The sequence below is a fragment of the Providencia sp. PROV236 genome, from assembly GCF_033676985.1.
Lineage (GTDB): Bacteria > Pseudomonadota > Gammaproteobacteria > Enterobacterales > Enterobacteriaceae > Providencia > Providencia manganoxydans.
This window is the reverse complement of the sequence record NZ_CP096297.1, coordinates 638,921-658,252: the sequence shown is the minus strand read 5'-3', so window position 1 is coordinate 658,252 and position 19,332 is coordinate 638,921. Positions and strand designations below refer to the sequence as shown.

The following is a 19,332-nucleotide window of genomic DNA, read 5'->3' as shown; positions in this document are numbered from 1 at the left end:
TCTAGCGGCGCCCTTGCCAATAGCCCGAGGTTTGATGCCAAATTTTAGCCAGTGATACAATCACATTACGCATGCTATCTTTACCTGCGATATTGGCATGAGGAATCGAACTCATTAAATCATAACGGTGTGAGCCTTCTGCCATTCCTTCTGCCAATACCTTACACACAATATGGCTTGGCGTTACACCGAAACCTGAATAACCTTGTACAAAGAAGATATTGTTATGTCTCGGCAATGAACCTATTTGAGGGAACAGGTTGGCACTACATGCCATCGGACCTCCCCAAGCCAATTCAATTTTCACATCCTTCAAATAAGGGAAAATTTTCAGCATTAGGTTACGGTTCCACGCTTTTAAATCAGATGGAATGTATTCAAGAAAATGGGTTGAGCTACCGAACAATAAACGGTTTTCTTTGGTCACTCGGTAATAGTCAATAACTGGACGAATATCACTGTATGCGCCACGGATCGGACTAATACGCTCAATCATTTCGTCAGATAACTCTTCCGTCATCAGCTGATAAGCATAGGTATTAATCGTTTTTGGGTAGATGGTTGGCTCTAAGCCGTTCAAAAATGAGTCACATGCCCAGAGCATTTTTTTCGCACGAACAGAACCCATAGCTGTGCGTACCGTTACGGTATCGCCATATTCCACATTAAGAACTTGGCTATTTTCAAAAATTTTAACACCATAATCAGTGACCGCTTTTGCTTCACCTAATAACAAGTTCAGAGAATGAACATGCCCCCCTCCCATGTGTTTTATGCCACAGGTATAAGCATCTGAACCAATGATCTGTTTTAGATCAGAACCCGTATAAAACTCAATTTCTTCGTCTGGTGACACTGATTTAAAATCCGTCAACCAACCCCGCAAGGTTTTTTCTTGACGTTTATTACTCCCTAAATAGGCATAGCCATGACAAAAATCAGCATCAATATTATATTTCGCAATACGTTCACGAATAATCCCTGCGCCCATATTACTAATTTTAAATATTGTCTCTAACCCTTCTGAGCCAACGTGCTTTTTGATCACATCAAGGTCATGACCGATCCCTGCCATCACCTGCCCACCATTTCGGCCTGAACCACCATAGCCAATATGACGGCCTTCAATGATCGCAATATTTGTGATCCCTTTTTCACATAGTTCAAGCGCGGTATTCACACCGGAAAAGCCACCACCGATGATCACAACATCAACATCAAGATCTTCTTTCAGTGTAGGGAAACGAAGATCATACTTCTTGGTCGCTGCGTAATAGGTTAATGATTCAACTTGGTTATTCATATTGGATACCCTGTTAGTATCTTGTCATAACCACGATTATCTTAACCCAACATTAACATTTACATAGCCCTTTAGGGACATTTGAAACATTGATTTAACATTTGTGATGTGAGTAGAATATTTTGATATAAACAATAAATATTCAAAATATAAATAAACTCAATTTTATCAATCAATTAAAAAAATAAATAATGTTAATGATATGAATAAAAATCCATTCTTAACATAAATGATTACGGCTTGAAGTGTGACGAGCGTGACCCATTAATAAGTTAAATAATTCACCTTGAGAATTGATATCTAATTTCTGATAGATATTTTTCCGATGATTTTTCACTGTACCTAAACTAATAAATAATGATTGAGCAATCTGTGGTGAGCCTTTGCCTTCAAGGATCAATTCCACCACCTCACACTCTCTTGGCGTCAGACCAAATCGTGTTTGCATGTCTGCCAACCGGTAATGGCTAGAGACTTCACTCGGGGAAATTTCTTTGTGCAGTTTCGCCATACTGCGAATAATTTCAAAAGCTTCTTTTAATGGAGCCTGCGTTCTTTTCTCTGATAGAAATGGCTCGTCTTCATTACCAAAAAAGATCCCTAACTGCCTATCACTGGTAATTTCTAGCAAGAGTGCTGCCTCATCACACCAACCTGTTTTGCGATAAAAATTGAGATAATAATCAGTATGATAAAAACCTTTAGGCGCAAGCTCTCTTAATGTTAATACCTGCGAACCCGTTCCCTTTTGCAATGCCTGATAAAACGGATCCATTAAATAAGCGCCACGCTGATAAATACGGTTTACACTATCACTATTGCGTTTTTCAACTTTAGATAAGAAGCGTGGGGGGGCATTTTTTTCAAAGGAATAAACAATCGCGTTATCAAACACAATAAAAGAAGATAACCACGTCAACAAATTAGGATAAAACTGGTTAGTCGCAACAGAATCAATCACATCAGGTAGTTTATCCAGATAGTTTTCCATTCTGCCTCCAATATTATCAACTTATTAATAAACCCAATTTTGCTGTACCAGAGAATCACCTGCCAAATACTTATAAAGACCACATTATCTCATGCAACTCAAATCAATTGTTATTAATATGTTAATTAAATCACATTATCGTCCGAAAGTATTAATAATATGTTAATAGAGACTAAATAAAAGCACATTAAAAAAGGGAGCTTATTAACACATAAACTCCCTTAAATGACTTACTTAGCAGCCGCTTTTAGCTTTGTATAGCGGCGGATCAAACGCCATTTTAATTTGATGGTTGTTGCGTGAGACCAAACAACATCCCAATAGCCACTTTCAATAAATTTCTGAGCCATCTCACGCTGAATTTCAGGCGACTTAATTGCAAGTATGGCTTGAATGACCCCCAACCCTTCTTTACCCACTTGCCACAAACAAGCAGGCGCTTGCTTAACTTGCTCCGGGTAACGTTTGTAAATCGCCAATAACATATCAATAATCTTCAAATACGTATTGATCTTACGTACTGAACGCTCATCACCTTGTAATGAGTGAGAAACCGACTGGTTATGGATCAAATAATCGTAATACTGTTCATTGATAAACTGTACTTTCTTTGCCACCAGTAATAGCTCTGTTGTCCAAGGGATATCCTGATGATGCAGCTTTGGTTCAAATGAAAAATTATGCTGACGGATCAATTCTAAACGATAGAGATTTAACCAAGTGACATGCAAAAATTTGCGTGAACTTAACCCCATTTCTAACCACTCAGGACCACTAATCACACCAGTTGAAGGCACTTTATTCGGTGGAAAAATAGCTTTTGGGGCATCACCATTGGTATAAATATAAGTTCCATTACAGGTAGCCACATCTAAGTCACCTGCTAGTGCAATTTCCAATAAGCGGCCATACATTTTAGGGCTGATTTCATCATCAATATCAGGAAAAGTAATATATTGACCTGTGGCTTGCGCCATCCCTGTATTACGAGCCACTGAAACGCCCTGATTTTCCTGTGTTAGTAATTTAAAATGGCTAAATTTGTCTTGGTATTGACGGATGACCTCTTCACTATTGTCTTTAGAGCCATCGTTGACCACGATAAGCTCCCAGTGGCTGAGGTTTTGTGCTAATAAGCTATCAAAAAAATGAGGAAGAAATTTTTCACCATTATAAACGGCAACCACAATACTCAAAACAGGATGGGAAGACATGTATTAACCTTATAAAATCCTATATTAACCAGCCACTTAGGCTAGCCACTTGATACTCTACATATTTCATACAGCGACTTAATCATATTTGAAATCATTGAGAGTATATTAATTATCTTTTTGAAATTACCGACCAAACAATTTCATCTCAAGGTAAAATTAAATTATTAGAGAAAAAATAAATACTTTGGTTCCATTATCACAGATCAATATTCACACTTTATTACACCATAAGTGTAATTTTTACTTAAATCAGACTTATTCCCTCTTTTACCAATGAGCTAATTATCGCAATATCGACCTAACAAACATTAAATGTACGTTAACTCAGATAATAAGGGAAAAACTGTGGCCGGAACAAGCTTACTCGCTTTACTTGATGATATCGCCGCCGTATTGGATGACATATCGGTTATGACCAAAATGGCCGCGAAAAAAACCTCTGGGGTACTTGGCGATGACCTAGCGCTAAACGCACAACAAGTCACTGGTGTCAGAGCAGAACGAGAAATCCCTGTCGTATGGGCGGTCGCTAAAGGCTCGTTTATCAACAAATTGATATTAGTACCACTTGCACTATTGATTAGCGCTTTTATCCCTTGGGCAGTAACACCACTATTGATGATTGGCGGCGCTTACCTTTGCTTTGAAGGTGCTGAAAAATTGATGCATAAATACCTTCATGCCCCCCAAGAACATAGCGAAAAGAAAGAACAAGAAGCCACCATGTCACCGGAAGAAATAGCCTCTTTCGAAAAAAATAAAATCAAAGGAGCCATACGAACTGACTTTGTACTATCTGCCGAAATCATTGCTATCACACTAGGTATTGTTTCTTCTACAACACTAATTAACCAGCTAGCAATTCTTTCTATCATAGCCATAGTGATGACTGTTGGGGTGTATGGAATTGTGGCAGGGATCGTTAAAATCGATGATCTTGGCTTTTATTTACAGAAAAAAACCTCAAAATTCCTCAGTAAATTAGGCAAAAGCTTAATTTATGCGACACCGTACTTAATGAAAACATTATCAGTAGTTGGAACTGCTGCGATGTTTATGGTTGGGGGTGGTATACTAACTCACGGTATTACATTCATCTATCAGTGGATTGAAGAAATTGCCTTAGCCGCATTACTAACCCCAGCTATCGGCTCGATTATGCACCTCGTTATACCTTCAATCGCTAACCTTATTTTTGGACTTATTTTTGGTATTGTACTGGTACTATTGATAACGCTAATAAAACAAATTAAATCACGTTTAACAACTTGAAGTATGGCGAGTATTTGGGAAGGAACTGGGTATGCCGACATTCCATCGTCGATTTTCTATAATTAGTCAAATCATTGGATTAATGTTACTTATTGCAGTGCTTGGTATCATTGGAATGACGATTTCAAATCGCATCATCATTGGTGTACAAGGCAATGCTCATGCCATTAATAAGTCAGGCTCCCTTCGCATGCAAAGCTATCGGCTACTCTCTTTAGTACCTTTAAATGACGATTCAAAGCAATATCTTTCAGAGCTCGAGAGCGACTTATCGAGCCCTGAATTAACGCAAGTTGCTAAAGCTGAGGCGCTCACCACCAAACTAGGTGAACTAGATGATTTTTGGCAGACCACCTTGCGTCCCTCATTACTAAATGCAAATACATCTAATGACGCTCGTTATGAAGTTATCGCCTTCGTTAATAAACTTGATGAGCTTGTTCATGATATTGATGAAAAAACTGAACGAAAAATTGCTTATGTCGCAATGACACAAATGATTTTTATTGTTTTAGTATTTCTATTATTAATGGCTACCATTTGGCATCTGCGACGTAAAATTTATTACCCATGGATGAAGTTACTCTCAATGGTTCATGCCATCGGCCAAAAAGATTTTAGTCAACGCTATCCAAGTAATAATCAACAAGATGAATTGAATGCTCTTGGTTTAACCTTAAACCAAATGTCCGATGAGCTAGCGCAAAGCTATCACCGACTAGAATCAAGGGTTGCCGAAAAAACAGCAGACCTACGTAATAAGAACCGAGTGCTTTCCTATCTATATCAGTCAAACCAAACTCTGCACTCTACTGAACCACTAGATTTAAGATTACAAAAAGTACTTAATGAACTGCAAAGCATTACACGACTAACAAGTGTCAATTTAAAACTCTATGAAGACAGTAATGAAGAATATTTTCATGAAATTCATAGCATAACTGAAATTTGTGAGGAACCAATAACTTCACTGTCGTGGGAACTTTCTGACAATATTCACCGATACGGTGTCATTATTGGTGAGATGAGAGAAGATCAACAATTATCTGAAGAAGAAAATAACCTAGTATTGATGTTAGCGAAGCAAATATCAGGAATGCTCGCAATGGAGTACCAAATAGAGCAACAGCAGCAGCTCCTGATTATGGATGAGCGCTCAGCTATCGCTAGAGAGCTACATGATTCTATCGCTCAATCACTCTCTTGCCTAAAAATGCAGATCAGCTACTTGCAAATGCAGCCTCAGCCATTACCTGAAAAACATCAGCAACTACTAGGGGAAATGCGAGGGGAAATTAATACAGCATACAGCCAACTCAGAGAGCTACTAACAACCTTCAGATTAAAATTAACCGAACCAGGGCTACTTCCATCACTAAAAAGTACTATCGATGAGTTTAGTCAAAAAATGGGCTTCGAAATTTTATTACACTACCATCTACCCGCGAAAAGTATTTCACCACATCAATCCATTCATATTTTACAGATTATCAGAGAGGCGCTTAGCAATATATTAAAACATGCGCATGCAAATTGGGCACAAGTCACTCTCCAACAAAATTCCAACACCGTAACAATAATTATTGAAGATAATGGTGAAGGAATAGGCTCTACACCTGAAAAACAAAACCATTATGGGTTAATTATAATGAGGGAAAGAGCACTTAGCTTAAATGGTGAGTGCAATATTATTCCAAGAGAGCAAGGTGGAACAAAGGTTGAAGTTACGTTCTCCTTAGCTATAACTTAATGTATAGATTCATTATTTTTTAGAGCAGAGTAATTCATGGAAAATACAAATATAACAAATGAAAAATCAACAATTTTACTGATTGATGACCATCCAATGCTAAGAAATGGTGTTAAACAACTGATTAGCCTTGAACCATCATTACTCGTCATTGGTGAAGCAGGAGATGGCGCGGCAGGTATCAAGATCGCAGAAGAACAGGATCCAGATCTTATCCTTCTAGATCTAAATATGCCCGGTATGAATGGTTTTGAAACTTTAGACGAACTAAGAAAGCGCGAGCTATCAGGCCGCATTATACTTTTCACTGTCTCTAATTACGGTGAAGATCTTGTCAATGCACTTAAACGTGGCGCTGATGGCTATTTATTGAAAGATATGGAACCAGAGGAGCTTATTACTGCGCTTAAAGAAGCTGCTAGCGGTAAAATGGTAGTAAGTCCTGCTTTAACCTCAGTGCTTGCTGAATCACTAAAAGCGACACGACCACAGACAGGCAATAACCTACTGTCTTTAACGCCAAGAGAAGCTGATATTTTAGAACTCATCTCCCAAGGGCTTGCAAACAAAATGATCGCTCGAAAATTGGATATTGCGGAAAGTACAGTCAAAGTCCATGTGAAGCATTTATTGAAGAAATTGAATCTTAAATCACGAGTTGAAGCAGCGGTATGGGTACTTCAGCAAAAATAACAATTGGCTAACTCACAGCTATCATTTTGAATAGCTGTGAGTAATTACATTACTCAATTATAAAGCTCAAACCTACAAGTAATTCGAATAAAACTGTAATATGATCCCACAAATTAGATAGATGATGAAAGATAAGACCCCATGGAACAAGATATTATTTTAGTTGATGAGTTGGATACACCTGTAGGTATCATGCCGAAACTCTTAGCACACCAGCTTGGTAAGCTACACCGCGCTTTCTCAGTGTTTATTTTTAATAGCAAAGGTGAATTACTGATCCAACAACGCGCAGCTCATAAATATCACTCAGCTGGACAATGGGCTAATAGCTGTTGTAGTCACCCTGCCCCAAATGAAGATACCATGGTTGCAGCTAAGCGTAGGCTGATGGAAGAGCTGGGCTTCACTACCCAACTTTCACATGTTGGTCATTTTCTTTATCATGCTCAAGTCAACGGCGGCTTAACTGAGCATGAATACGATCATCTATTCATCGGTAACTATGACGGTACCATTATACCAAATCCCGATGAAGTATCTGCGATCCGTTGGCTGCATCCTTCAGCTTTACAGAAAGAGATAAAACAAAATCCCGAACAATTTACACCTTGGTTTAAATTAATTATCAATAAATATCCACAACTCAAATTTAATTGATTTTTTTAGTGGCAATTTCTATCCCAATTAGTAATTAATTGGTTAATTACTGATAAATCTGTTGATAAGCTTCTATCCGCCTCAATAAATCCAACCTTATCTCTAATCCTAGAATAAAGATTTAAAGCAGAGGATGACAGCCTTAACATTTTATTTTTTTGAACTCTAAGATCAATCGCTTGAGCTGCATAAAGCAACAAAATAGATAATAAATCAAAACTATATAAAATTTGTGCTAATAATCTATCCGCCGATAAAGGCGCATTAGTTGCGATATCCTCAACACCACCAGAAACCGGTAAATAATCTAAGGAAACTGGATAGGCTAATAGTTTAATTTGTGTTCCAAGTGAGACTGCGGTTTTTTCTAATGCTGCAAGACCATGTACTGTTTTATCTGCCCAGAGATAGCGACTTAAATGTGTGAGACTAGGATCACTAAATTTGATAATTTGCTGAACTTGAGATAATCCGTTATGCGCCAATGCGAGTTGTAGATTTTCAAGCGCTAAAACCCAAGGTAACGTTTCGAAATTTGCACTAGGAACAACGCTATCACTATAATCAGCTTCATCTATATTATCGAGCAAAACACATGGGTTATCATCTGAGCTATTTAATTGAATATATAGCTGAGAATAAGCTTCATCATAGTATTTACGTAAAGCAGCCAGTATATAAACACCACAACGAAAACTTAAGGGATCTTGTAATTCACGCGAAGGATCTGATAACTCAAGTGATGAACCAGATGTAAGCTGACGCAATTTATCCCCCATAGCATTAACTTCATCATATGGTCGTACAGATAACACTAATTCATTAAATGGTGAGAGATTTCCATTCAATGACTGTAAGGTGAGGCTATAGGCTATTTCATTAATATCTAAATAACGTGCCATTTTTGCAAGCGCAAGAGAAGCTATCGCAGCTGAGTAAGCGTTCGAAGACAGAATGGATAAAGCATCTTTTGCCCACGGTTTAATGAGCGGCACTTTTGCATCACTTAATGCATCTATCGCAATACATTGCTTCCCTTTATAAATAACATTTCCTTCGCCGATCATTGCTAAACCAACATGACTAATAATAGTAATATCAGCCTCACCAACTGATCCAACAACTGGAATTACAGGGATTATATCTAAATTCAAAAATGCAATGTAACTGTTGATTATAGCTGGTTGGATACCACTATGAGCAGATAATAGATTATTTAATCGAATTGCAATTAAAGCTCGAACAATATTTTTTTCTATACTAGCACCAACACCAACTGAATGGGCGCGTAATAAATTAATATTAAACTGTACTGATTTTTCTATGACTTCATTGGTTAATTTACCATTAAGGTCAATCCACTCTTGGTCCTTATTTAATCCAACCCCAACAGTAAGACCATATATTTTTATACCTTGCAATGCAGCTTTAATGAGTATGCTATGAGCTAATTTAACTTTTTCCATAGCGAAAGGATCAACACAAACTTTCTCGCCATTAGCTATTGATTCAACAATCGAAGGAGTTAATGAATTTCCATTGAGCTTTATCATAAATATTCTTTTAATGAATGAGAGTAATATACAATTACCTCAAAAATAAATATTTATATATTCCAATTAAAATCAGCTGACTCAATCTTTATATCTTAACTAAAATAAATTAGCTGAATAATTAGCTGAATAAAGTATAAATTATCATCCAAAAGCAAAAAAGCCACCCATTGGGTGGCTTCTTCACTAATTTAATGTCTGGCAGTTCCCTACTCTCACATGGGGAGACCCCACACTACCATCGGCGCTACGGCGTTTCACTGCTGAGTTCGGCATGGGGTCAGGTGGGACCACCGCGCTATTGCCGCCAGACAAATTCTGTTTCGTTCCCGTTTGCAGTTATCTCAACGCAAACCAGAACCTCAATCTCAAACAAGCTGCGTGTCCCTCACCTTTCGGCTTCTCACTACGCAAAAACAACTCAATCTCTCTAAAACACCTTCGGTGTTGTCAGGTTAAGCCTCACGGTTCATTAGTACTGGTTAGCTCAACGTATCGCTACGCTTACACACCCAGCCTATCAACGTCTTAGTCTTAAACGTTCCTTTAGGACCCTTAAAGAGTCAGGGAAGACTCATCTCAAGGCAAGTTTCCCGCTTAGATGCTTTCAGCGGTTATCTCTTCCGCACTTAGCTACCGGGCAATGCCATTGGCATGACAACCCGAACACCAGTGGTGCGTCCACTCCGGTCCTCTCGTACTAGGAGCAGCCCCTTTCAATCTTCCAACGCCCACGGCAGATAGGGACCGAACTGTCTCACGACGTTCTAAACCCAGCTCGCGTACCACTTTAAATGGCGAACAGCCATACCCTTGGGACCTACTTCAGCCCCAGGATGTGATGAGCCGACATCGAGGTGCCAAACACCGCCGTCGATATGAACTCTTGGGCGGTATCAGCCTGTTATCCCCGGAGTACCTTTTATCCGTTGAGCGATGGCCCTTCCATTCAGAACCACCGGATCACTAAGACCTACTTTCGTACCTGCTCGAGCCGTCACTCTCGCAGTCAAGCTGGCTTATGCCTTTGCACTAACCGCATGATGTCCGACCATGCTTAGCCAACCTTCGTGCTCCTCCGTTACTCTTTGGGAGGAGACCGCCCCAGTCAAACTACCCACCAGACACTGTCCGCACCCCGGATCACGGGGCAACGTTAGAACATCAAACATTAAAGGGTGGTATTTCAAGGTTGGCTCCATGCAGACTGGCGTCCACACTTCAAAGCCTCCCACCTATCCTACACATCAAGGCTCAATGTTCAGTGTCAAGCTATAGTAAAGGTTCACGGGGTCTTTCCGTCTTGCCGCGGGTACACTGCATCTTCACAGCGAGTTCAATTTCACTGAGTCTCGGGTGGAGACAGCCTGGCCATCATTACGCCATTCGTGCAGGTCGGAACTTACCCGACAAGGAATTTCGCTACCTTAGGACCGTTATAGTTACGGCCGCCGTTTACTGGGGCTTCGATCAAGAGCTTCTCCTTACGGATAACCCCATCAATTAACCTTCCAGCACCGGGCAGGCGTCACACCGTATACGTCCACTTTCGTGTTTGCACAGTGCTGTGTTTTTAATAAACAGTTGCAGCCAGCTGGTATCTGCGACTGGCTTCAGCTCCATGGGTAAACCACTTCACCTAGCGCCAGCGTGCCTTCTCCCGAAGTTACGGCACCATTTTGCCTAGTTCCTTCACCCGAGTTCTCTCAAGCGCCTGAGTATTCTCTACCTGACCACCTGTGTCGGTTTGGGGTACGATTAATGATAATCTAGAGCTTAGAGGCTTTTCCTGGAAGCGGGGCATGAGCTACTTCATCACCGTAGTGACTCGTCATCAGACCTCAGCATGGAGTGAACCGGATTTGCCTAATTCACCTGCCTACATCCTTAAACCGGGACAACCGTCGCCCGGATAGCCTAGCCTTCTCCGTCCCCCCATCGCAATTATCACCAGTACAGGAATATTAACCTGTTTCCCATCGACTACGCATTTCTGCCTCGCCTTAGGGGTCGACTCACCCTGCCCCGATTAACGTTGGACAGGAACCCTTGGTCTTCCGGCGTGCGGGTTTTTCACCCGCATTATCGTTACTTATGTCAGCATTCGCACTTCTGATACCTCCAGCATGCCTCACAGCACACCTTCGCAGGCTTACAGAACGCTCCCCTACCCAACAACATCTAAATGTCGCTGCCGCAGCTTCGGTGCATGGTTTAGCCCCGTTACATCTTCCGCGCAGGCCGACTCGACCAGTGAGCTATTACGCTTTCTTTAAATGATGGCTGCTTCTAAGCCAACATCCTGGCTGTCTGAGCCTTCCCACTTCGTTTCCCACTTAACCATGACTTTGGGACCTTAGCTGGCGGTCTGGGTTGTTTCCCTCTTCACGACGAACGTTAGCACCCGCCGTGTGTCTCCCGTGATAACATTCTTCGGTATTCGTAGTTTGCATCGAGTTGGTAAGTCGGGATGACCCCCTAGTCGAAACAGTGCTCTACCCCCGAAGATGAGTTCACGAGGCGCTACCTAAATAGCTTTCGGGGAGAACCAGCTATCTCCCGGTTTGATTGGCCTTTCACCCCCAGCCACAAGTCATCCGCTAATTTTTCAACATTAGTCGGTTCGGTCCTCCAGTTAGTGTTACCCAACCTTCAACCTGCCCATGGCTAGATCACCGGGTTTCGGGTCTATACCCTGCAACTCATTCGCCCAGTTAAGACTCGGTTTCCCTACGGCTCCCCTATACGGTTAACCTTGCTACAGAATATAAGTCGCTGACCCATTATACAAAAGGTACGCAGTCACACCCGAAGGTGCTCCCACTGCTTGTACGTACTCGGTTTCAGGTTCTATTTCACTCCCCTCGCCGGGGTTCTTTTCGCCTTTCCCTCACGGTACTGGTTCACTATCGGTCAATCAGGAGTATTTAGCCTTGGAGGATGGTCCCCCCATATTCAGACAGGATAACACGTGTCCCGCCCTACTCGTCGAGTTCACAACACCAACACCTTCGGATACGGGGCTATCACCCTTTACTGCCGGACTTTCCAGACCGTTCTCCTGATGCTGATGCTGATTAAGACTCTGGGCTGCTCCCCGTTCGCTCGCCGCTACTAGGGGAATCTCGGTTGATTTCTTTTCCTCGGGGTACTGAGATGTTTCAGTTCCCCCGGTTCGCTTCGTTTGACTATGTATTCATCAAACGATAGTGCAACGAATTGCACTGGGTTTCCCCATTCGGAAATCGTCGGGTATAACGGTTCATATCACCTTACCGACGCTTATCGCAGATTAGCACGTCCTTCATCGCCTCTGATTGCCTAGGCATCCACCGTGTACGCTTAGTCGCTTAACCTCACAACCCGAAGGTGTCTTTTTTGTCAGTCGACACGAAACCCGACGGTTTCTGTCTGTTGACGACATCTTCAAGTTGAGATTTTTGAGAGACTCTCACATTGTTTAAGCGATAAACAATGTGCGTTGTTTTCAATTTTCAGCTTGTTCCAGATTGTTAAAGAGCATAATTGTTAAACCCACTACACTGTAATGGGCTTAATCATTATTGGGGTATCGCCTTTCACTCGATGACCGGCGCATTGGCGTCCCCTAGGGGATTCGAACCCCTGTTACCGCCGTGAAAGGGCGGTGTCCTAGGCCTCTAGACGAAGGGGACATCAGTCTCTGCTTCGCAGACGCGCTTGCTGCTCTACTTTCTATCAGACAATCTGTGTGAGCACTTCACAAAAACACTTCAATGGTAAGGAGGTGATCCAACCGCAGGTTCCCCTACGGTTACCTTGTTACGACTTCACCCCAGTCATGAATCACAAAGTGGTAAGCGCCCTCCCGAAGGTTAAGCTACCTACTTCTTTTGCAACCCACTCCCATGGTGTGACGGGCGGTGTGTACAAGGCCCGGGAACGTATTCACCGTAGCATTCTGATCTACGATTACTAGCGATTCCGACTTCATGGAGTCGAGTTGCAGACTCCAATCCGGACTACGACGTACTTTATGAGTTCCGCTTGCTCTCGCGAGGTCGCTTCTCTTTGTATACGCCATTGTAGCACGTGTGTAGCCCTACTCGTAAGGGCCATGATGACTTGACGTCATCCCCACCTTCCTCCGGTTTATCACCGGCAGTCTCCTTTGAGTTCCGACCGAATCGCTGGCAACAAAGGATAAGGGTTGCGCTCGTTGCGGGACTTAACCCAACATTTCACAACACGAGCTGACGACAGCCATGCAGCACCTGTCTCAGAGTTCCCGAAGGCACCAAAGCATCTCTGCTAAGTTCTCTGGATGTCAAGAGTAGGTAAGGTTCTTCGCGTTGCATCGAATTAAACCACATGCTCCACCGCTTGTGCGGGCCCCCGTCAATTCATTTGAGTTTTAACCTTGCGGCCGTACTCCCCAGGCGGTCGATTTAACGCGTTAGCTCCGGAAGCCACGCCTCAAGGGCACAACCTCCAAATCGACATCGTTTACAGCGTGGACTACCAGGGTATCTAATCCTGTTTGCTCCCCACGCTTTCGCACCTGAGCGTCAGTCTTTGTCCAGGGGGCCGCCTTCGCCACCGGTATTCCTCCACATCTCTACGCATTTCACCGCTACACATGGAATTCTACCCCCCTCTACAAGACTCTAGCTGACCAGTCTTAGATGCCATTCCCAGGTTAAGCCCGGGGATTTCACATCTAACTTAATCAACCGCCTGCGTGCGCTTTACGCCCAGTAATTCCGATTAACGCTTGCACCCTCCGTATTACCGCGGCTGCTGGCACGGAGTTAGCCGGTGCTTCTTCTGTCGGTAACGTCAATCGTTGATGATATTAGCATCAACGCCTTCCTCCCGACTGAAAGTACTTTACAACCCTAGGGCCTTCTTCATACACGCGGCATGGCTGCATCAGGCTTGCGCCCATTGTGCAATATTCCCCACTGCTGCCTCCCGTAGGAGTCTGGGCCGTGTCTCAGTCCCAGTGTGGCTGATCATCCTCTCAGACCAGCTAGGGATCGTCGCCTAGGTGAGCCATTACCCCACCTACTAGCTAATCCCATATGGGTTCATCCGATAGCGCAAGGACCTAAGTTCCCCTGCTTTGCTCCTAAGAGATTATGCGGTATTAGCCACCGTTTCCAGTAGTTATCCCCCTCTATCGGGCAGATCCCCATACATTACTCACCCGTCCGCCGCTCGTCAGCGAGAAGCAAGCTTCTCCTGTTACCGCTCGACTTGCATGTGTTAGGCCTGCCGCCAGCGTTCAATCTGAGCCATGATCAAACTCTTCAATTAAAAGTGTTTGATGCTCAAAGAATGTTTTACTGTCGCCTGATTTCCTAAGAAACCAGATTACCTATTAGTTCATATGTATATGAATTAACGTGTTAGTCACTCTTCAAGACTTTAAAATCAAATATTTTTTTGATAGTGTCTTGTGAGTGCCCACACAGATTGTCTGATAAATTGTTAAAGAGCGTTGCGACTTTATCTTTCGATATTAACCGTTTAGGTTGTTGTCGCGAGGTGTCGTATACTACGTTTTTCTATCAGAAAGTCAAGTAATTATTTTTAACTTTTTCTTTCTTTTTCACCTCTGTCATCACTAGGCTTCTTTTCTAACCTTACCACCGGAGCGGTTTGTCGTGACAACGGATGCGCATTATAGGGAGTCGAAAAAATCTATCAAGTGTTTTTTTAACTTTTTATCTTAACTGCTGAAACATTAAACAAATCGATTAAATACACTTCTTATCGTTGAAAATTAATACTACAAATCCTCAAACTCTCTAGCAAACAAACTCACTTTATCCCAGTCTGTGTACTCAATCTCTGTTTTTGGATCTGTAGGCCCATCCGTCATCTTCATAATAAAGCGGATCATTGTCTTATCAAACCACCCATATTGTGGATACATCAGTGCCCCAGCAAAAACCGACTTCAAATTTGGTTGCCAAGGACTTTTTTCTAGAAACTTACGTGTGTATGCGTTTGTTTCAGGAGTGTTTTTACCTTCTTTTCTAGCCGTTAAATTAACAGCAAAGAAAGCCGTCTTCATTGAATTCAACTGATTTTGGTGTGTCGTAACAAACCGTAAGAGGGCTTTATTAAAATGGCCATAGCGTATGGATGCTCCAACCAATATCTTCTCATAAGCAATAACATTAATATTCTTTTCGTTATTTAAATCACGGATATCACACTGGCGACCCAAGCTGCGTAGCTGCTCCGCAATTTTTAATATAATTTTCTTAGTTTGCCCATCCGTGCTTGAATGCAGAAGTAAATAACTCATTTTTAATCCTATTACCTAATCACGCCAAAATGTTGGTGTAAACAAAACTAATAATGTAAACACTTCAAGACGACCGAACAGCATCGTCACGACGAGTATCCATTTTCCTACGGGGTTCATCGTTGTAAAGTTATCAGCGACGGTTCCAAGCCCTGGACCTAAGTTATTAAGAGTGGTTGCAATAGCAGAAAAAGCAGAGAACTCATCAACGCCCGTTGCGATTAATAACAATAAACTGACGACAAAAACTAACGCATATGCCGAAAAGAACCCCCATACCGCTTCTATAATTCTTTCAGGTAACGCCCTTTGTCCTAACTTGATGGTATAAACGGCATTTGGATGGACAAGCCTTTTTAACTCACGCGATCCCTGTAAAAATAGCAATAAAATACGAATAACTTTTAAGCCACCGCCAGTTGACCCCGCACAACCACCAACAAATGCCGCACACAATAGCAACATAGGTAAAAAAAGCGGCCATCCAGCAAAGCTGTCAGTCGTAAACCCTGCGGTCGTTGCCATTGATACTACTTGGAAAAAAGCTTGATCTAACGTTTGCCCAAACGAGCCATAAACAGAATGGTAGAGCAAAACTAATGTACATATCGTTACTAAAACGAATTGAAAGCTAATAAAAGTTCTAAATTCAGGATCACGCCAGTAAATTCCTAAACTACGTCCCGTCAGTACCGCAAAGTGCAACCCAAAATTACAGCCTGAAATAATTAAAAAAACAGCGATTATCGTATTTATGGCTGGACTATTAAAATAACCGATACTGGCATCATGGGTTGAGAACCCCCCGATAGCGATGGTTGAAAAGCTATGAGAAATGGCATCAAAGACATCCATTCCTGCAATCCAAAGTGCAATTGCACAGATAATTGTTAGTAAAACATATATAAGCCAAAGTGTTTTCGCCGTTTCGGCAATTCTTGGGCGCATTTTATTATCTTTGAGAGGTCCAGGCATCTCAGCCCGATAAAGCTGCATTCCCCCAACCCCCAATAAAGGGAGGATGGCGACAGCAAGCACAATGATCCCCATACCACCTAGCCACTGTAGCATCTGCCGATAAAATAAAATGGCTTTTGGAAGCGTATCTAAACCCGTTAGTGTCGTCGCACCTGTTGTTGTTAACCCTGAAAATGATTCAAAGAAAGCATCCGTAACTGAAAGATTAGGTTTTTCAGAGAAAATAAATGGTAATGCCCCAACGCTTCCCAATACAGTCCAAAACAATACCACGATCAAAAAGCCTTCCTTCGCTTTCAACTCATGTTTACTGTTTCGGGTTGGGATCCATAAAATCAGACCAATGATAAGTGCAACAACAAAAGTCTGGCTGAATGCTCGCCCTGCACCATCACGATAAATCAACGCGACAATACCAGGAACGACCATGGTAAAAGAAAAAATAATGACGAGCAGCCCGACGATGCGGGTTATTGCACGAAAATGCATTCGGCAGGTTCCTTGCTAACCAATTGACTATTCAGTTTCTGTTATGAGTTCCAGCGCGCCGCGACTCATATCACGTAATTTATCATTGACTTCTCGTTCTAGGGTAGCAGGAATTGAAATACGCAAAGATACAACCTCATTGTATTCACTATGTAAAACTACCCCTCCAATCTGTGTGATGAGCTGTTCAATCGAATTAATTAATGAGTAATCACAAACTAACTGAAAAATTTTTTGTGGTACTTTAGTTTGTGTCGGCAATAGCTTAAGCGCTTGCTGGGCACCATTACCATAGGCTTTAACTAATCCACCTGTTCCAAGTTTTATTCCACCAAAATAACGCACAACCACACACGTGATTTCTCCCAACTGGCTCCCAAGTAGCTGAGCCATTATCGGTTTACCTGCCGTTCCGGTAGGTTCCCCATCATCAGAAAAACCTAATTGTTGTGAATCATCAGGACGGCCCGCGACAAAAGCCCAGCAATGGTGCCGGGCATCTGGATATTGAGCCTTAATCGATTGAATGTAATCTTTTGCTGCATCAATACCTTCAGTATGTGCAAGGTAGGTAATAAAACGACTTTTTTTAATTTCTTCTACGTAAGAAATTGATTCAGCCGGTATTAAATAGGGTTTCATTACGGTAGTTGCAGGTCTCTTGTCATATTTTCAATCCGATTATGGTGAATGATGATGTTATCTTCAATACGAATACCACCATAAGGTTTGAATTGCTCAATTTTTTCCCAGTTAAAATATTGGCTAAATTCACCTGAACGCCAAGAAGCTAATAGAGACTCAATAAAGTAAAGTCCTGGCTCAATGGTCATTACCATTCCTGGCTCTAATACACGCGTACAGCGTAGGAAAGGATACATTTTTGGTGCAGCAAGCAAAGTACCATTCTCATCTTGCATAAAACCCGCAGCATCATGAACCTGTAAACCAAGTGGGTGCCCTAAACCATGAGGGAGAAATGGAGTAGTTAGCCCTTTTTCAACCATAGTTTCTTCGCTAACACCTTTAATTATTGAATGGTTTTTCAATAGCTTGGCTATTCTATGATGCATATCAACATGATAATCGGTATAACGAACACCTGCTTTGATTGTATCTATCAATGCAAGCTGCTCTTTATTAAGATCCGCAACTAATGCTGCAAAATCACTTTTATTTTTAGCTGCGTAAGTACGAGTTATATCCGCTGCATAACCATTATATTCAGCACCTGCATCAATCAAAAAGCTTCTAATTTCATTCGGAACTTGCTGTTGTAATTTAGTGTAGTGTAGTACCGCCGCATTTTCATTGAGCGCAACAATATTACCGTAAGGAACATCTGTATCGCGATGGCCTGTTGCTTGCAAATAGCTAATATTAATATCAAATTCACTCATACCAGCCTGAAATGCTTCAAATGCAGATAAATGACCATTAACTGCCATTTTTTGCGCTTCACGCATGCAATACATTTCATAATCGGTCTTATAGGAACGGTGAAAGTGATAAAAATCAATGACAGGTTTTGGATTGATATTCTGTTGGCGGATCCCCAATGATTCCGCTCTAGCTTTTGAAGAGCCAATATAAGCGACATTATCTTTAACTAAGTAGTTAAGAAGCTCATTGATATCATCAGCATTTTTCAGATGGATCAGCTCAACATCTTTAGTCCAAAAACTCGTTGGTAATGGTTCAACGCTGTGCCAATAGTCTACAGGCGAATAAAACCATAACTTAGGCTTATTTACGCCATCGACTAATAACCATGAGTGCGGTACATCGGTGACAGGAACCCATGCTTTAAAATGAGGGTTCACCTTAAATGGATAATCACTATCATCGAGAAATATACGTATAGGTTCACCCGAATGAATCAATATGGCGTCTAGCTTGCTGCGTTGTAAGACTTGCTGAGTTTTAGTTTGCAAAGTTTTAATATGTTCAGCGTAGAGTGCAGTCAGTTTTTCCATTTCATTCAACCTTTCAGCTTTATAAGAAAATCCAAGCTTAGCACGTTCTTTAATTTACTGGTATGCAGTCTGAGCAATCAATAAGTTAACGCATTGATTATAAGTATAAATCCTATTTCACAACGACTCTATTTCTCTTATTTGCTGTGATCACC

General features: G+C 41.7%; 12 protein-coding genes, 1 tRNA gene and 3 rRNA genes. 4 read left to right on the top strand and 12 right to left on the bottom strand.

All coding sequences use genetic code 11. The annotated features are described in order from the left end of the window. Position 1 precedes the first annotated feature (1 nt). The 3 genes from M1E96_RS02785 to M1E96_RS02775 all read right to left on the bottom strand — a co-directional run bounded on the left by M1E96_RS02785 (position 2) and on the right by M1E96_RS02775 (position 3,508). Positions 2–1,303: an NAD(P)/FAD-dependent oxidoreductase gene (locus tag M1E96_RS02785; protein ID WP_369427360.1), complete on the bottom strand. Its 1,302-nt coding sequence runs from the start codon at positions 1,301–1,303 to the stop codon at positions 2–4. 220 nt (positions 1,304–1,523) lie between these two features. Then, positions 1,524–2,294, bottom strand: a complete 771-nt coding sequence (locus M1E96_RS02780) for a helix-turn-helix transcriptional regulator (RefSeq protein WP_070927017.1) — start codon at positions 2,292–2,294, stop codon at positions 1,524–1,526. A 230-nt stretch (positions 2,295–2,524) separates the two neighbouring features. Then, positions 2,525–3,508, bottom strand: a complete 984-nt coding sequence (locus M1E96_RS02775; protein ID WP_070927019.1) for a glycosyltransferase — start codon at positions 3,506–3,508, stop codon at positions 2,525–2,527. 348 nt (positions 3,509–3,856) lie between these two features. Here M1E96_RS02775 and M1E96_RS02770 point away from each other — a divergent pair, with 348 nt between their 5' ends. From M1E96_RS02770 to idi, 4 genes are all read left to right on the top strand, one after another. Continuing rightward, positions 3,857–4,783 (top strand): DUF808 domain-containing protein, encoded by a 927-nt coding sequence (locus M1E96_RS02770; protein ID WP_070927021.1) that lies wholly within the window; start codon positions 3,857–3,859, stop codon positions 4,781–4,783. Between the two features lie 31 nt (positions 4,784–4,814). Beyond that, the gene (narX, locus tag M1E96_RS02765) at positions 4,815–6,533 is read left to right on the top strand and encodes a nitrate/nitrite two-component system sensor histidine kinase NarX (protein WP_272580454.1); all 1,719 of its coding nucleotides are present in this window, start codon (positions 4,815–4,817) and stop codon (positions 6,531–6,533) included. A 36-nt stretch (positions 6,534–6,569) separates the two neighbouring features. Continuing rightward, positions 6,570–7,226: a two-component system response regulator NarL gene (gene narL, locus M1E96_RS02760; protein WP_070927025.1), complete on the top strand. Its 657-nt coding sequence runs from the start codon at positions 6,570–6,572 to the stop codon at positions 7,224–7,226. A 141-nt stretch (positions 7,227–7,367) separates the two neighbouring features. Then, complete coding sequence (idi, locus tag M1E96_RS02755; protein ID WP_272580455.1) at positions 7,368–7,883, top strand: isopentenyl-diphosphate Delta-isomerase; 516 nt, start codon at positions 7,368–7,370, stop codon at positions 7,881–7,883. 5 nt (positions 7,884–7,888) lie between these two features. Here idi and hutH read toward each other — a convergent pair whose 3' ends face one another. The 9 genes from hutH to pepQ all read right to left on the bottom strand — a co-directional run bounded on the left by hutH (position 7,889) and on the right by pepQ (position 19,177). Beyond that, a complete protein-coding gene (hutH, locus tag M1E96_RS02750) occupies positions 7,889–9,436 on the bottom strand; it encodes a histidine ammonia-lyase (protein ID WP_319067076.1) in 1,548 nt (515 codons plus the stop codon). A gap of 196 nt (positions 9,437–9,632) precedes the next feature. Further along, positions 9,633–9,748, bottom strand: a 5S ribosomal RNA gene (gene rrf / locus M1E96_RS02745). Positions 9,749–9,887: 139 nt separating this feature from the next. Then, positions 9,888–12,792 (bottom strand): 23S ribosomal RNA (locus tag M1E96_RS02740). A 242-nt stretch (positions 12,793–13,034) separates the two neighbouring features. After that, a tRNA-Glu gene (locus M1E96_RS02735) sits at positions 13,035–13,110 on the bottom strand. Positions 13,111–13,195: 85 nt separating this feature from the next. Beyond that, positions 13,196–14,734, bottom strand: a 16S ribosomal RNA gene (locus M1E96_RS02730). Together the 16S, 23S and 5S rRNA genes with 1 tRNA gene alongside form the textbook arrangement of a ribosomal RNA operon. Before the next feature lie 475 nt (positions 14,735–15,209). Beyond that, entirely contained in the window at positions 15,210–15,734 is a 525-nt protein-coding gene (gene hemG / locus M1E96_RS02725; protein ID WP_070927654.1) for a menaquinone-dependent protoporphyrinogen IX dehydrogenase, read from the bottom strand. Between the two features lie 15 nt (positions 15,735–15,749). Beyond that, positions 15,750–17,201, bottom strand: coding sequence for a Trk system potassium transporter TrkH (gene trkH, locus M1E96_RS02720; protein ID WP_272581077.1), 1,452 nt, complete (start codon positions 17,199–17,201; stop codon positions 15,750–15,752). A gap of 27 nt (positions 17,202–17,228) precedes the next feature. After that, positions 17,229–17,843 (bottom strand): IMPACT family protein, encoded by a 615-nt coding sequence (locus M1E96_RS02715; RefSeq protein ID WP_070927650.1) that lies wholly within the window; start codon positions 17,841–17,843, stop codon positions 17,229–17,231. After that, positions 17,843–19,177 (bottom strand): Xaa-Pro dipeptidase, encoded by a 1,335-nt coding sequence (gene pepQ, locus M1E96_RS02710; protein WP_070927648.1) that lies wholly within the window; start codon positions 19,175–19,177, stop codon positions 17,843–17,845. The genes M1E96_RS02715 and pepQ overlap by 1 nt, the downstream gene beginning before the upstream one ends. Positions 19,178–19,332: the final 155 nt, after the last annotated feature.